Source organism: Nocardioides marmotae, from assembly GCF_013177455.1.
Classification (GTDB): domain Bacteria; phylum Actinomycetota; class Actinomycetes; order Propionibacteriales; family Nocardioidaceae; genus Nocardioides; species Nocardioides marmotae.
Map to the genome: position 1 here is coordinate 880148 of NZ_CP053660.1, position 14984 is coordinate 895131.

The 14984-nt window shown below is 75.6% G+C and carries 11 protein-coding genes; 6 read left to right on the forward strand and 5 right to left on the reverse strand.

Annotated elements, in window-relative coordinates; all coding sequences use genetic code 11:
- Positions 1–38 precede the first annotated feature (38 nt).
- Entirely contained in the window at positions 39–1508 is a 1470-nt protein-coding gene (locus tag HPC71_RS04170; protein ID WP_216656542.1) for an ArnT family glycosyltransferase, read from the reverse strand.
- Between the two features lie 100 nt (positions 1509–1608).
- Here HPC71_RS04170 and HPC71_RS04175 point away from each other — a divergent pair, with 100 nt between their 5' ends.
- Positions 1609–2181: a hypothetical protein gene (locus tag HPC71_RS04175; RefSeq protein WP_154613837.1), complete on the forward strand. Its 573-nt coding sequence runs from the start codon at positions 1609–1611 to the stop codon at positions 2179–2181.
- A 13-nt stretch (positions 2182–2194) separates the two neighbouring features.
- Here HPC71_RS04175 and HPC71_RS04180 read toward each other — a convergent pair whose 3' ends face one another.
- Positions 2195–3733, reverse strand: a complete 1539-nt coding sequence (locus HPC71_RS04180; protein ID WP_216656543.1) for an FAD-binding protein — start codon at positions 3731–3733, stop codon at positions 2195–2197.
- Between the two features lie 94 nt (positions 3734–3827).
- Between HPC71_RS04180 and hrpA the strand changes: the two genes are divergently transcribed.
- The 3 genes from hrpA (at position 3828) to HPC71_RS04195 (ending at position 8958) form a co-directional block, all read left to right on the forward strand.
- On the forward strand, positions 3828–7706 hold the full coding sequence (gene hrpA / locus HPC71_RS04185; protein ID WP_216656544.1) for an ATP-dependent RNA helicase HrpA: 3879 nt from the start codon (positions 3828–3830) through the stop codon (positions 7704–7706).
- Between the two features lie 10 nt (positions 7707–7716).
- Complete coding sequence (locus HPC71_RS04190) at positions 7717–8310, forward strand: hypothetical protein (protein WP_253943891.1); 594 nt, start codon at positions 7717–7719, stop codon at positions 8308–8310.
- A gap of 81 nt (positions 8311–8391) precedes the next feature.
- Positions 8392–8958: a type II toxin-antitoxin system PemK/MazF family toxin gene (locus HPC71_RS04195; protein ID WP_253943892.1), complete on the forward strand. Its 567-nt coding sequence runs from the start codon at positions 8392–8394 to the stop codon at positions 8956–8958.
- Here HPC71_RS04195 and HPC71_RS04200 read toward each other — a convergent pair.
- Positions 8858–9730: a hypothetical protein gene (locus HPC71_RS04200; protein ID WP_154613838.1), complete on the reverse strand. Its 873-nt coding sequence runs from the start codon at positions 9728–9730 to the stop codon at positions 8858–8860. The genes HPC71_RS04195 and HPC71_RS04200 overlap by 101 nt on opposite strands.
- 110 nt (positions 9731–9840) lie before the next feature.
- Between HPC71_RS04200 and HPC71_RS04205 the strand changes: the two genes are divergently transcribed.
- On the forward strand, positions 9841–11259 hold the full coding sequence (locus HPC71_RS04205; protein ID WP_154613839.1) for an extracellular solute-binding protein: 1419 nt from the start codon (positions 9841–9843) through the stop codon (positions 11257–11259).
- A 45-nt stretch (positions 11260–11304) separates the two neighbouring features.
- Here the strand turns inward: HPC71_RS04205 and HPC71_RS04210 are convergent, their stop codons facing one another.
- Together HPC71_RS04210 and HPC71_RS04215 are read right to left on the reverse strand one after the other, a co-directional pair.
- A complete protein-coding gene (locus HPC71_RS04210; protein ID WP_171896141.1) occupies positions 11305–12711 on the reverse strand; it encodes an HRDC domain-containing protein in 1407 nt (468 codons plus the stop codon).
- Positions 12708–13346, reverse strand: a complete 639-nt coding sequence (locus HPC71_RS04215) for a DUF3000 domain-containing protein (RefSeq protein ID WP_154613840.1) — start codon at positions 13344–13346, stop codon at positions 12708–12710. Before HPC71_RS04215 ends, HPC71_RS04210 begins: the two co-directional genes overlap by 4 nt.
- A gap of 71 nt (positions 13347–13417) precedes the next feature.
- Here HPC71_RS04215 and hemE point away from each other — a divergent pair, with 71 nt between their 5' ends.
- A complete protein-coding gene (hemE, locus tag HPC71_RS04220; RefSeq protein ID WP_216656545.1) occupies positions 13418–14467 on the forward strand; it encodes a uroporphyrinogen decarboxylase in 1050 nt (349 codons plus the stop codon).
- Positions 14468–14984 lie beyond the last annotated feature (517 nt).

The window sequence follows — 14984 nt, forward strand, 5'->3', positions numbered from 1 at the left end:
GGGCATTGGGCCCGAGCCGTTGGGGCACCGGACCGGCCTCAACCGAGCCGACGCAGCCGCGGCCAGAGTGCCGACCAGCCTCCGACCGGGCCGCGACAGACGTGCACGGGCCGGCCCTGCTCCTCGTTGTCGACGTCGAGCCCGTTGTCGACCCGGGTCACCTCGACCACCGAGGAGCACCACCGCTCGAGGTCCGCGAGCGGCTGCCCCACGACCACGGCCGGCGCGTCGTCGTCGGCCGGCGGCCCGAGGTCCCACAGCGAGTTGTGGCCCGAGTGCACGGGCACGTCCGGGAGCCAGCGGGCCACGGCGCCGGCCTCCCCGTAGTTGCCGGTCACCACCACCGCGCCCGGCCCCGCCTCGGCGAGGCCCTCCTCGACCGCAGCCACGAAGGCCGGCCAGCCCACCGTCTCCCCGGCGTCGTCGTTGACCGCGAGCACGGGTGTGCGGTGCAGGTCCTCGGCGGGCACCACCGGGAGGAACAGCACGACCCCCACCACGGCGCCGAGCGCCACCCCGGCACCGAGCACCCCCTGCCGCACCCGCTGCACCCGGCCCGCCCCGCGGCGCACCCAGGCGACGACGCCGATCGCGCCCGCGGCGATGAGCGGCACGTACGCCGGCGCCAGGTAGTAGGGCTTGCCGCCGGTCACGGTCACCACCGCGGCGAGGACCGCCCAGGTCACCAGCAGGAACCGCCACTGCGCCGAGCGCGCCAGCCGGACCGCACCGACGACGGCCAGCACCACCCCGACCGGCGGACCGACCAGGCCGGGCTGGGTGGCCCACAGCTCCACGAGCCCGGCGCTGGTGCCCGACCCGCCGGCCGCGATCGACTCGGCGAGGTCGAGCTGGGGCCAGCCGTGCGCCTGCTGCCAGAGCAGGTTCGGCGCCCACAGCACCGCGGCGACCAGCCCGCCGGCGTACAGGTGCGGTGAGCGGAGCGGGTGCCGCGGCCCCACCAGCGCCAGCGCGAGCACCAGCGAGCCGGCGAGGAGGACCGGCAGCGTCTTGACCTGCAGGCCCAGGCCGAGCAGCAGGCCCGCCGCCCACCACCAGCGCGGGTCCTCGAGCGCGCGCAGCACGAGGAGCAGCAGGCCCACCTGGACGAGCAGGTCGTACGCCGAGGTCGACACCAGGTGCCCGACGGCCAGGGTGACCGGGGCGAGCCCGACGGCCACGGCGGCCAGCACCTGCGCGGCCGGGCCCGCTCCGAGGCGGCGCGCGATCAGCCCGGCCAGCCAGGCGGTCGCTCCGGCCGCGACCGCGGAGGGCGCGCGGAAGAGCCACAGCTGCCCGCCGGTGACGGCGTCCCAGGCGTGAGCCAGCACCGGCACGAGCGGCGGCTGGTCGACGTACCCCCACGCCGGGTGGCCGCCCACCAGCACGAAGTACATCTCGTCGCGGTGCGGTCCGTAGCCGCCGGCGGTGGCCAGCAGCAGCGCGGTGACACCGGCCGCCACGAGGGCGAGCGGCCGGGTGGCCGGCGGGGCGGTGGGCGGTGCCACGACGCGACCCTAGGCCCCCGACCGGGGTCCAGCGCGACTCATCCGTGGCGCTGAGCGGGGTCACAGCCTCCGCACAGGATCCCGACCGACCGTGGGAGCCATGAACGAGCAGAACCAGACCCCCGACCAGAACCAGACCCCCGCCCCCGACCAGGCCCAGGCCACCGACCAGGCTCCCGAGCAGGCGGCGGCTCCCGGCCAGGAGCAGCCCGAGCCGGCCGCCGCCGGCGGCCGCGGCGGCTCCCTGCGCAGGCGGCTGTCGTCCGCCCGCGGCGGCAGCCTCGGGTGGAAGGGCGTCACCGCCGTCGCGCTGGCCAGCCTCGTCCTCGGCGGAGCGGGCGGCGCGCTGGTGACCGCGGCGGTCGACGGCCCCGACGGGCCGGGCCGGCCGGACTTCTCCTCCGGTCGCTTCGGCCCCGACGGTGACCGCCACGGCGGCCCGCACGGCGGACCCGGCTTCGGCCACGACCACGACCACGAGGGTGAGCACGACGGCGAGCGCGGCGGCGCGCCGAAGGACTTCGGCACGCCGCCGGAGGGCTTCCCGGAGGACAGCGCCCCCGACGACACCAACCCCGACGACACCGACCCCGACGACGCCGCCCCGGAGGAGGGCGACGGGTCCGAGGCGTTCGACCTGGGCGGCTACGTCCTGGGCGGCGCCGCGGCCTGAGCCCTGTCCGGGCTCAGCCGAGCATGTCGCGGACCGCGAGCGAGGCGAAGACCATCGCCGAGCCGAGCGGCGCCCCCGGGCCGGGGTAGACCCGGCCGAACAGCGACGCGGCGGTGTTCCCCGTGGCGTACAGGCCGGGCAGCGGCGAACCGTCGGTGCGCAGCACGCGGCCGGCGGCGTCGGTGACCAGCCCGCCCTTGGTGCCGAGGTCGGAGAGCACGAAGCGGGCCGCGAGGTAGGGCGGGCGGTCGCACGGCGTGAGCGCGGCGTTCGGCCCCTCGCCGCCGGCGAAGAACGTGTCGTACTCGTCCTCGCCGCGGCCGAAGTCCTCGTCCACCCCGGTCGTGCAGGCGGCGTTGTAGCGCTCCACGCTGGCGCGGAGCGCGTCGGCGGGCAGGCCGGTGGCCTCGGCGAGACCCTCGAGGGTCTCGGCGCGGACCCACGTGCCGGCGGCGAGGTGCTCGGCCGGGTCGCCCTCCGGCATCGCGATCCCCGGGAACCGGCCGTCCTCGCGGGAGTCGAAGACGAACCAGGACGGCACCCGCTCGGGCCGCTCGGCCATCAGCCGGCCGAAGCGGTCGTACGGCAGGCACTCGTTGCCGTAGCGCCGCCCGGCCTGGTCGACCATCAGCCCGCTGCGGAAGCCGAGGGTGAACGACCCGCCGCCGTCGGGCTGCTCGAGCCCGGGGCAGAACCACCCGCCGGCGGAGAAGTCCGTCGCCGCCCCGATCGAGACCGCCGCCGCGATCGGCTCCCCGGTGTTGGTGTCGCGCGGCGCCATCGTCCAGGCGGCCGCGCCGGGCACGCCGCGCTCCTCGCGGAGCGCGGCGCTGCCCTCGAACCCGCCGGCGCCGAGCAGCACGCCGCGCCGGGCGCGGATCTGCACCGGCCCCTCGGGGCTCATCCCCACCACCCCGACCACCCGGCCGGTGCCGTCCTCGCCGTCGGTCAGCAGCCCGGTGATCGGCAGGTCCAGGCCGACGGTGCCGCCGTGGTGGACCAGCAGCGCGGCCAGCCGCGCGACCAGCGCCTGCCCGCCGGTGAGCGTGCGCCGACCCGGCTGCCCGGCGCGGTCGAGCTCGACCGGCGGGCGCACCCACGCCGCGACCTCGGCGGGCAGGTCGTCGCGGCGCACCTTCACCGGCTGGATCGAGCGGCCCATCGGCACCCGGCCGGGAGCGTCGTAGTACTCCGCGAAGGGGAGCCACTCGAAGGCCATCAGGTCCTCGGTCTCCAGCTCGGCGACCAGCTCGGGCGCGTGGGCGAGGAACGCCTCGAGCCGCTCCTCGTCGGGGTCCTCGAGCACCGCGCGCAGGTAGTCCCGCGCGCCGTCGGTGCTGTCGGGCAGGCCGGCCCGCTGCTGGACGGCGGTGCCCGGCAGCCAGCACGCGCCGCCGGAGTAGGCCGAGGTGCCGCCGAGGAACCCGGTCTTCTCGACCACCAGCGTCTCCAGGCCCGCCCGGGCCGCGAGGACCGCGCCGGTGAGCGCCCCACCCCCCGACCCGACCACGACGACGTCGTACTCCCGCAGGTCCCCATCGGTGTCGATCACCGGGCGATCGTGGCGGGTAGAACGTGTTCTACGCAACCGCCGGCGGGAGGAGCGGGTGCGCGGTCGACCAGGGGACTGGGATGATGGCGCGGTTGTGGAGATCACCTACCCGCCGGAGCTGCCGGTCACCCAGCGCCGCGAGGACATCGCGGCCGCGATCCGGGACCACCAGGTCGTCATCGTCGCCGGCGAGACCGGGTCGGGGAAGACGACCCAGCTGCCCAAGATCTGCCTGGAGCTCGGCCGCGGTCGGGGCGCCGGCGAGGGCGGCGGGCTGATCGGCCACACCCAGCCGCGGCGGATCGCGGCGCGCTCGGTCGCCGAGCGGATCGCCGGCGAGCTCGGCACCGACCTCGGCGGGCCGGACAGCCCGGTCGGCTACCAGGTCCGCTTCACCGACCGCACGTCGAAGGCGACGCGGGTCAAGCTGATGACCGACGGCATCCTGCTGGCCGAGCTCCAGCGCGACCGGATGCTGAAGAAGTACGACACGATCATCATCGACGAGGCGCACGAGCGCAGCCTCAACATCGACTTCCTGCTCGGCTACCTCAAGCGGCTGCTGCCGAAGCGGCCCGACCTCAAGCTCGTCATCACCTCCGCGACCATCGACCCCGAGCGGTTCGCCGAGCACTTCGCCGACCGGCGGGGGAGGCCGGCGCCGATCATCGAGGTCAGCGGGCGCACCTACCCCGTGGAGGTCCGCTACCGCCCGCTGCTGGAGCTGCCGGAGAACGACGACGAGGGCGAGCCGATCGTCCGCGACCAGACCGAGGCGATCGTCGACGCGGTCAAGGAGCTCTCCGCGGAGGGCCCCGGCGACATCCTGGTCTTCCTGCCCGGCGAGCGGGAGATCCGCGACACCGCCGACGCCCTCGCCGAGCTCACCACCTCCACCCGCGGCGGCGGCACCGAGGTCGTCCCGCTCTACAGCCGGCTCTCGGCCGCCGACCAGCACAAGGTCTTCGCGCCGCACACCGGGCGCCGGATCGTGCTGGCCACCAACGTCGCGGAGACCTCGCTGACCGTCCCGGGCATCCGGTACGTCGTGGACACCGGCGTCGCGCGCATCTCGCGCTACTCCCTGCGCACCAAGGTGCAGCGGCTGCCCATCGAGCCGATCAGCCAGGCCTCGGCCAACCAGCGCTCGGGTCGCTGCGGCCGCGTGGCCGCCGGCATCGCGATCCGGCTCTACTCCGAGGAGGACTTCGAGGGCCGCCCGGAGTTCACCGACCCCGAGATCCTGCGCACCAACCTGGCCAGCGTCATCCTGCAGATGGCCAGCCTCGGCCTCGGCGACCTCGGCCGGTTCCCCTTCGTCGAGCCGCCGGACCGCCGCAACGTCACCGCGGGCGTGCAGCTGCTCGAGGAGCTCGGCGCGCTCGGGCCGGCCGCGCAGGGCGAGGAGGACCGCCGCGGACCCCGCCTCACCAAGCTCGGTCGCCGCCTGGCCCGGCTGCCGATCGACCCGCGCCTGGGGCGGATGGTGCTGGAGGCCGACCGGCTCGGCTGCGTGCGCGAGGTGGTCGTCATCGCCGCCGCGCTCTCGCTGCAGGACCCCCGCGAGCGGCCCGGCCCGGACCACCCGGCCGAGCAGGCGCGCGCCGACCAGCTGCACGCGCGGTTCAAGGTCGAGGGCAGCGACTTCCTCACCTGGCTGGAGCTGTGGCGCTACCTCAAGGCCCAGCAGAGCGAGATGGGCAGCAGCGCCTTCCGGCGGATGTGCCGCGCGGAGCACCTGAACTACGTGCGGGTGCGGGAGTGGCAGGACTTCGAGTCCCAGCTGCGCCAGGTCTGCAAGGAGATGGGGATCGGTGTCGGCCACCCGGCCGACACCCCCGACGCCGACGGCATCCACCAGGCGCTGCTCTCCGGGCTGCTCTCCCACATCGGCGTGCTCGAGGAGCGCGACAAGAAGGAGAAGGCCGGCGAGCGGCGACGCGGCCCGCGGGAGTACCTCGGTGCCCGCGGCGCGCGGTTCGCGATCTTCCCCGGCAGCGGCCTGGCGCGGAAGAACCCGGCGTACCTCATGGCCGGCGAGCTCGTCGAGACCAGCCGGCTCTGGGCCCGGCAGAACGCCGCGATCGACCCCGAGTGGGCCGAGCGGCTCGCCGGCGACCTGGTCAAGCGGACCTACAGCGAGCCGCACTGGAGCAAGAAGCGCGCCGCCGTCATGGCCTACGAGCGCGCCACGCTGTACGGCGTCCCGCTGGTCGCCGACCGGCTCGTCTCCTACGGCAAGGTCGACCCTGTCGTCGCCCGCGAGCTGTTCATCCGGCACGCGCTGGTGCAGGGGGAGTGGCAGACGCGGCACCGGTTCCTCGCCGAGAACAAGCGGCTGCTGGAGGAGGCCGAGGAGCTCGAGCACCGCGCCCGCCGCCGCGACATCGTCGTCGACGAGGAGACGCTCTTCGACTTCTACGACGCCCGCGTGGGCGCCGACGTGGTCAGCGGCGCGCACTTCGACCAGTGGTGGAAGCGCGAGCGGCAGCGGCACCCCGGCCTGCTGACCTTCGACCCGGCGATGCTCACCCACGACACCGCCGAGGAGGTCCGCGAGGCCGACTACCCCCAGGAGTGGCAGGCCGAGGGGCTGACCTTCCCGATCAGCTACCACTTCGAGCCCGGCACCGCCGAGGACGGCCTGACCATCGACGTGCCGGTCGCGACGCTCAACCGGGTCGCGGCCGAGGACTTCTCCTGGAACGTCCCCGGCCTGCGCGAGCAGCTGGTCACCGAGCTGATCCGCAGCCTGCCCAAGAACCTCCGGGTCAGCTTCGTCCCGGCGCCCAACAAGGCGCGCGAGTTCCTCGCCGCCGTCCCGCCCGGCGAGGAGCCGCTGCTCGACGCCCTCGAGCGGTGGTGCCGCGCCACGACCGGCGTGCTGGTGCCGCGCGAGGCGTGGGACTGGTCGAAGGTGCCCGAGCACCTGCGCCCGACGTACCGCGTCGTCGACGAGGAGGGCCGCGAGCAGGCCCGGGGCAAGGACCTCGAGGCGCTCAAGGCGCCGCTGCGGCCGCGCTTCCGCCAGGCGCTGGAGGAGGTGGCGACCGAGAGTGGGCTCTCCCGCACCGGCGCGACCTCGTGGGTCTTCGGCACCATCGACCCCTCCTTCACCCAGAAGCGCGCCGGGCACGAGGTCAAGGCCTACCCCGCCCTCGTCGACGAGGGCGGGACCGTCGGCCTCCAGGTCTACGGCTCCGCCGACGAGCAGGAGGCCCGGCACCGGCTCGGCGTCGTCCGGCTGCTGCTCCTGCAGACCCCCTCGCCGGTCAAGGCCGTCCTGGACTCCCTGGGCAACACCGAGAAGCTCGCGCTCGCCGGCACGCCCTACCCCTCGGTCGCCGCGCTGCTCGAGGACTGCCGCCGCGCGGTCGTGCTCGACGTGGTCGACGCCCGGCCCGTGGTGCGCGACGAGGCGGCGTACGACGCCCTGCGCGCGGTCGCCGCGCAGGACCAGGAGGCGCGGGTGCGGGCCGTGGTCACCGACGTGATCCGCGTGCTGGACCTGTGGCGGCAGGCCGACAAGGCGCTCTCCGGGCGCGCAGAGATGACCATGCTGCCGGCGCTCGCCGACCTCAAGGCCCAGCTCGCCCGGCTGGTGCATGTCGGCTTCGTCGGCGAGGCCGGCACCGCCCAGCTGCGTGCCTACCCGCGCTACCTCCAGGCGCTGCTCCAGCGCCGCGCCCGCCTCGACGAGGGGTACGCCGCCATCGACCGCGACCGGCGGCTGATGGACCAGGTGGCCGACCTGCAGGACGCGTGGCTGCACGCGACCGCGGCGCTGCCCGAGGGGCGTCCGCCGGGCGCGGCGCTGCGGCAGGTGCGGTGGATGATCGAGGAGTACCGCGTCTCGCTGTGGGCCCAGCAGCTCGGCACCGCCACCCCGGTCAGCGACCAGCGGATCCGCAAGGTGCTCGCCCAGGCGGGCGGTTCCGGCGGATCGGTCGGCGGCTCGCCGGGCCGGGCGTAACCTCGGGCGGGTGAGCCGCCAGCACCACCGCCCGATGACGCCCGGCGCCGGTTTCTTCGCCGAGATCGTCGGCGGCGCCGACCCCGCCCTGGTCACCGAGGCCGCCGAGCGGGCGGCGCTGCTGCTCGTGCGCGGCGCGCGGTCCAGCGACGACTCCGAGGTCGCCGAGCGGCTGCTGCGGCTCGCCGACACCGAGGGCATCGAGACGATCGCCGAGGTCTGGTCCGGCGCGCCCGCCGACTCCCTCGCCGGCTGCCTGTGGCGGCTCTACCTGCTGCGGTCCTGGGTGCACGCCGAGCCCGTCACGGTCGCCCGGGAGTACGACGCCGGCCGGGTCCGCGCGCAGGTCGCCCGGGTCGTCGCGGGCGTCGCCGACCCGCCGGGCCCCGAGCAGCTCAAGACGATGGTCGACGAGGTGCTGCGCGGGATCGCGACCAGCGACTTCGCCGACGTGTTGCTGCGCGCGGCGGCCTTCGCCCGCGTGGTGGCGACCGGCCGGGCGCACCTGGCGGACTGCGACGAGGCCGCCGTCCGCCGGATGCTGGTGATGGCCGAGCAGCTCGAGGCGGCGGGTCACGCCGAGCTCCTCGAGCAGCTGCAGTAGGGCCGTTACAATGGACATCGAGCACGCCGGACCGCGGCAGCCCCGGGTCCCAAAATTAGCCGCCACGAGCGGCCACGCGCCGTGAGGCGCTCCCGGTCCGGCGTGCTCGTCAACCTCCCCCAGAAGCTCCGGCAGGCAGCCCGCCGGCTGGCGCCGCCGCGCTTCGTCCACGCGCCCCGCGCCGACGGCCGGCCCGACCCCGGCGAGGTCGTCTGGGCCTGGGTCCCCTACGAGGAGGACGCGAGCCGCGGCAAGGACCGGCCGGTGCTGGTGCTCGCCGTCGACCACGGACCCCAGCGGCGGCTGCTCGCGCTGATGCTCACCAGCAAGGACCACGACCGCGACGCCGCGGACGAGGCGCGGTGGGGTCGGCACTGGATGGACGTCGGCACCGGCGGCTGGGACCGGGAGCGCCGGCCCAGCGAGGTCCGGCTCGACCGGCTGCTCGAGCTCGACCCGTCGGCCGTGCGCCGGGAGGGCGCCGCGCTGGAGCGACGTACGTTCGAGGCGGTCGTGGCCGCCGCGACGCCCTTCCTCGAGGAGGACCTCAGGCGGGGAACGTCGTCGCGATCCGCCGCACGGCCCGGCGGGCCGGGTTCCAGTCGCGGGGCCAGCGGCCCGCGTCGGTGGCGACCTCGACGACGCTGACCCAGCGGCCCTTGCGCAGGATGCCCAGCCCGGTGGCCCGGCCGCGGGCGACCGCGCGCGGTCCGTACGACGCCGGGTAGACCGAGCCGGACCCGGTCCGCACCGGCACCTCGCGCACCTCGCCGACCGTGGTGCGGGCGTGCTCGAGCCGCTCGGCGCAGTCCGCGCGCCAGGCGAGCAGCACCTCGGTGGCCCGCCAGGCGGACGTGGCGTCGGGGAACCGGCCGACGACCTGCGTGGCGGTGGTCGACCCGTCGGCGGTGGCGAACCGGCGGCCGGTGGTCTGCACGGCGCCGATGTCGAACAGCGAGGCCTTCTGGCACGCGCCGACCGGGGTGTCGCCGGCGCCGTCGGCGACCTCGGTCCACGGCCGGTCCGCGGACAGCGCCGGCATCCGCGTGGCGTCGAGCAGGTGGCCGCCGGCCGCGCGGCGGGCGTGCAGCGGCTGCTGCGGGATCGGCACGAGCGTGCTGCGGGGTCGCTTGGTCGGCTCGGCGGTCGGGCCGCCGGTCTCCTCGTCCGCCGTCGGCGACGGGGTCGGGGTGGGGGAGGCGTCCGGGCCGCCGGCGGACCCGCTCCCGGCGTCGCCCACCGAGCTGGTCGCCCGCTCGGGCGCGGCGTCGGGGTCACCGCCGCAGCCGGAGAGCGCGAGGGCCAGCGCGAGGGCGCCGGGCGCCAGCAGGCGACGGCCCGACGGACGGGTCGAGGGGCGGGTCGCGGGGTGGGTCGAGGGGTGGCGTACGGGGGTGAGCGCTCGGGGAAGGGGAGGCACGCTGCATCGTAGGCAGCAGAGGCGGTCGGTAGGGTGACGGCGCGCCCCGGGACAGTGGGGCCGCGTGCTGTGACGTGGGCCGCTCTGCGGCCGAGAGCAAGGAGGGTGCCGTGCTGCGGCGACGAGGACGGCGGAGCACGCGAGCGGGTCTGGCCGCGCTGGTGGTCCTGGCGCTGGGGCTCGGCCTGACCGGGTGCACCGACGACGCCGACCCGCCCGCGCCCGACCCGACCCGGGCCGCCCCGCCGGACCGCCTGCTGTTCGGCGTGTGGGGCAACGACGAGGAGGTGGCGGCGTACCAGGCGATGGTCGACACCTACAACGCGCGCTCCCAGGAGAGCCAGGTCGAGCTGCGCTCGTGGGAGGACCGCGAGGAGCTCGTCGACGCGCTGCAGGCCGGCGGCAAGGTCCCCGACGTCTTCCTGGCCTCCCGCCGCGACCTGAAGTGGCTCGTCGACGAGGGGATCACCCAGCCGGTCGACGAGCTGCTCGACGAGCGCGGCACCGAGTTCGGCGACAACTACTCCCGCGACGCGCTGCAGGCCTTCTCCTACGACGCGCGGCTGCAGTGCATGCCGTACGGCATCTCGCCGGCTGTCGTCTTCTACAACACCGAGCTCGTCGACTTCGAGCGGATGCGCAACCGCGGGCTGCCCGCGCCGGCCGACGAGAACGACACGCGGTGGAACTTCGAGGAGTTCGTCGCCGCGGCCGACTTCGCCACCCGCCCCCGCAAGCGGACCCGCGGGGTGCACGTCGACCCCACGCTGTCCGGCCTGGCGCCGTTCATCGAGAGCGGCGGCGGCGCGGTCTTCGACAGCGAAACCGACCCGACCTCGCTCGCCTTCGCCAGCGACGGCAGCCGTGAGGCGCTCGCGCGCACCCTGGAGCTGCTGCGCAACCCCCAGCTGACCCTGAGCGAGAAGCAGCTGCAGCGGGCGACCCCGCAGACCTGGTTCGAGCGCGGCCGGCTCGGGATGATGATCGGCGACCGCTCGCTGGTGCCGGTGCTGCGCCAGGTGCAGGGCCTGGACTTCGACGTGATGCCGATCCCCACGCTGGGCAGCTACGCCACCGTCGGCGAGCTCTCGGGGCTGTGCCTGTCCCAGGACGCCGCCAGCACCGCCGAGGGCGCCGACTTCCTCGTCCACGCCACCTCGACCGAGTCGGTGACCCGGGTGGTCCGCGCGGGCTACCTCGTCCCGGCCAACCTCGAGGTCGCCTACTCCGAGGACTTCGTGCAGCCCGGCCGGCTGCCCCTGCACTCGGAGGTCTTCACCGACTCCATCCGCGCGCTGCGCGTCCCGCCGCTGCTCGACTCCTGGCCCGAGCTCGACGCGGCCGTCCGCGACGACATCCGCTCCCTGGTCACCTCGGCCCCCGACCTCGACCTCGATGCGGTCACCGAGCAGATCGACCTGAACTCCCAGCGCGTCCTCGACCCGGACTTCGAGGAGCCCACCGAGTCGCCCAGTGAGTCAGCCAGTGAGTCAGCCAGCCCCTCGGACGAGGAGTCGACCGAGGACTGATCCTCGGGGCGGTTCTCCGCGGGGACCGACGGCCGAGGGTGGCGGTCAGTCCGCGGCGGGGCCGTCTGCGGGGGCCTCGGCGGCGGCGTCGGCAGGGGCCTCAGCAGGGGCCTCAGCAGGGGCCTCGGCAGGGGCCTCGGCGCGGGCGTCGGCGTCGAGGATCGCGCGGGTGAGGACCGGCGCGGTGAAGGCGATCTGCCACGAGCGGGCGCCGTACCCCTGGAGGACCGCGGCGACGGCGTCGAGCAGCTCGCCGGGCTCGCGGGTGGCCGGCGGGGTCCACAGGGTCCGGCGCAGGTAGTCGGGGGTCAGCAGGTTCTCGACCGGCAGGCCGTGCTCCTCGGCGAGCGCGGCCATCGCCTCGCGGGCCAGCTGGAGCCGGTCCGCGGCGACGGGGTCCTTCTCGGCCCAGGCGCGCGGCAGCGGCGGTCCGTCGCCGCGCGGGGCGCGAGCGGGCAGGTCGGCCTCGTCCATCTCGGCGACCTCGCGCAGCGCGGCGATCCAGCGGTTGGCGTACCGCTCGGCGCCGCGGCCGTGGAACCCCTTGGTCGCCAGCAGCGCCGCGCGGTCGGTCGGCAGGGCGGTCGCGGCGGCGATGATCGCGGCGTCGGGGATGATCCGGCCCGGGGTGACGTCGCGCTGCTCGGCGAGCTGGTCGCGCAGCTCCCACAGGGCCTTGACGGCGCCGAGCGCCCGGCGCCCGCGGACCCGGTGGAGCCCCGACGTACGTCGCCAGGCGTCCACCCGCGGCGGGACCTCGAAGCTGCGGAGGTGGTCGAACTCCTGCCGCGCCCACTCGTCCTTGCCCTGGGCGACCAGCTCCGCGGCGATCGCGTCGCGCAGCTCGACGAGCACCTCGACGTCGAGCGCGGCGTACTCCAGCCACGGCTCGGGCAGGGGCCGGGTCGACCAGTCGACCGCGGAGTGCTCCTTCTTCATGGAGAAGCCGAGCACGGTCTCGACCAGCGTGGCCAGGCCCACCCGTGGGTAGCCCAGCAGCCGCCCGGCCAGCTCGGTGTCGAACAGCGAGGTCGGCGTGAGGCCGATCTCGGCGAGGCAGGGGAGGTCCTGGGTGGCGGCGTGCAGGATCCACTCGGTGCCCTCGAGAGCCTCCTGGAGCGGCGCGAGGTCGTCGAAGGCGATGGGGTCGACCAGCGCGGTGCCGGCGCCCTCGCGGCGCAGCTGGACGAGGTAGGCGCGGTTGGAGTAGCGGTAGCCCGACGCCCGCTCGGCGTCGATCGCGACCGGTCCGGTGCCGGCGGCCAGGGCGGCGCACACCTCGGCGAGCGCCTCGGCGGTGTCGACCACGGGCGGCAGCCCGTCGCGCAGGGTCAGCAGCGGGGACGGCTCGCGCTCCGGCTCGGGTGCGGGGTCCGGCTGGGGCGCAGGGTCCTGCCCGACGGCATCCCCGCGCTCGTCCGGCGCGGCCTGCTCGGGCCTCTCGCCCGTCACCGGGCGGGGCCGCGCTGACCGCGGCGGCTCGGCATGACGCTCACGCCGTCGGGCACGGGGGGCAGCCCGACCGCGGTGCACAGCAGCTCGCCCCAGGCCTCGACGTGGGGGCCGAGGTCGGGCGTCGTGCCGGGGGCGGAGCCGGCGGGCACGCCGGGCGTCCAGGACGCGCGGATCTCCAGCTGCGCCGTGCCGACCTCGTCGGCCATGCCGCCGAAGCTCTCGGTGGCCACCCGGGTGACCGTGCCGGAGGCCATCGCGTACGTCGCCCCGTGGGCGTCGAGCGCCTCGGTCAACCACGACCAGCCGACCTCGGCCAGCATCGGGTCGCTGACCATGTCGACCTCGATCTCGGCGCGGGCGTAGGCCACGCAGCGGAACGTGCCGTCCCACACGTCGTTGCCGTCGGGGTCGTGCAGCGCGATGATCCGGCCGGTGCCCACGTCGGTGCCGTCCACGGTGACGTCGGCGCTCAGCGCGGCGGCGTACGGCGCGATCCGCTGGGGCGCGGGCATCTCCTCGCAGAAGACCTCCGGGCGGAGCCGCGCGGTGCGCATGCTCGCCACGGCGTCCCGGAACTGCGGGGGGCTCGCCGCCGCACCCGTCCCCGGATGCGCCTCCTGACGCACGACCATGGGCCCACAGTAGGTCGCAGGGCCTCGAACCGATGTGCGAACACGCCGGGGCGGGTGCGAGGCTTGTGGTCGTGAGCAGCGCCAACCGTCATCCCGGTCTCGCCGACAGCGCCTTCTTGAAGGCAGCCCGCGGGGAGCCCGTGCCGCACACGCCGGTCTGGTACATGCGCCAGGCGGGCCGCTCGCTGCCGGAGTACCTCCGCGTCCGCGAGGGCGTCGGCATGCTCGAGTCCTGCATGGACCCCGACCTGGTCACCGAGATCACCCTGCAGCCGGTGCGCCGGTACGGCGTCGACGCGGCCATCTTCTTCTCCGACATCGTGCTGCCGCTCAAGGCGGTCGGGGTCGACCTGGACATCAAGCCCGGCGTCGGGCCGGTCGTCGCCTCGCCGGTGCGCACCCTGGCCGACGTCGAGGCCATCCCGGACCTGACCCCCGAGCACGTCCCGTTCATCACCGCCGCGGTGCGGTCGCTGGTCGGCGAGCTCGGCGCGACCCCGCTCATCGGGTTCGCCGGGGCGCCGTTCACCGTGGCGTCCTACCTCGTCGAGGGCGGGCCGTCGAAGGAGCACGCGAAGACCAAGGCGATGATGTTCGGCGCCCCGGAGGTCTGGGACGCGCTCATGCGCAAGATCGCCGGCATCGCCTCGGCGTACCTCTCGGTGCAGGTCACCGCGGGCGCCTCGGCCGTCCAGCTCTTCGACTCCTGGGCGGGCGCGCTCACCCCGGCCGACTACGCCGAGCACGTCATGCCGCACTCCGCGCGCGTGCTGGCCGCGGCCGGCGAGCTCGGCGTGCCGCGGATCCACTTCGGCGTCGGCACCTCCAACCTGCTCGGCCTCATGGGCGAGGCGGGCGCCGACGTGGTCGGCGTCGACTGGCGCACGCCGCTCGGCTCCGCGATCGGCGTCGTCGGCGACCGCGGCGTCCAGGGCAACCTCGACCCGACCCTCGTCTTCGCGCCGACCGAGGTGATGACCCGCCGCGCCGCCGAGGTGATCGAGGCCGGCCGCGCCGCGAAGGGGCACATCTTCAACCTCGGCCACGGGGTCATCCCCTCCACCGACCCCGCCCAGCTCGAGCGGCTCACCGAGTTCGTGCAGTCCTACCCGCTCACCTGACCGCCCCCGCCGCCGCTTGCTCGATCAGGCGAGCGCCGGTCCCACCCGCTGGTTGAGCAGCGAAGGCCGGCGCCCCTCGCTGGTTGAGCAGGCGACCGCCAGCCCCACCCGCTGGTTGAGCAGCGAGCGCCAGCGAGCGTGTCGAAACCCGGTGAGCCGAGCTACGGCCTGTGCCGCGGTCATCCGCCTGCGCGGGCTCGTGTCGGCGTACGCCGGGGGTGCTGGTGGTGGTCGCGGCCTGCGGCTCCCGCCGGACGGGCAGGCCCGGTCTACCAGGCCTGCGCTCGTGCCTCGCTCCGGCCCGCCAGACCCAACCACGACCGGGCCTGCCCGCCCGTCGTCCGCCTCCGGCCCCGACCTGCGCGGCGTACCCGTCCTCCGGCGGCTGTCACCCCCGGTCGTGTGCCTGGGAACGCGCTGCTCCGCGTCCTGGGGCACACGACCACTGGGGACACGGCCGGCGTGGCCTCACCAGCCCCATCCGTCCCGTCGTTGACGCGACCCCTGCACTTCTCAG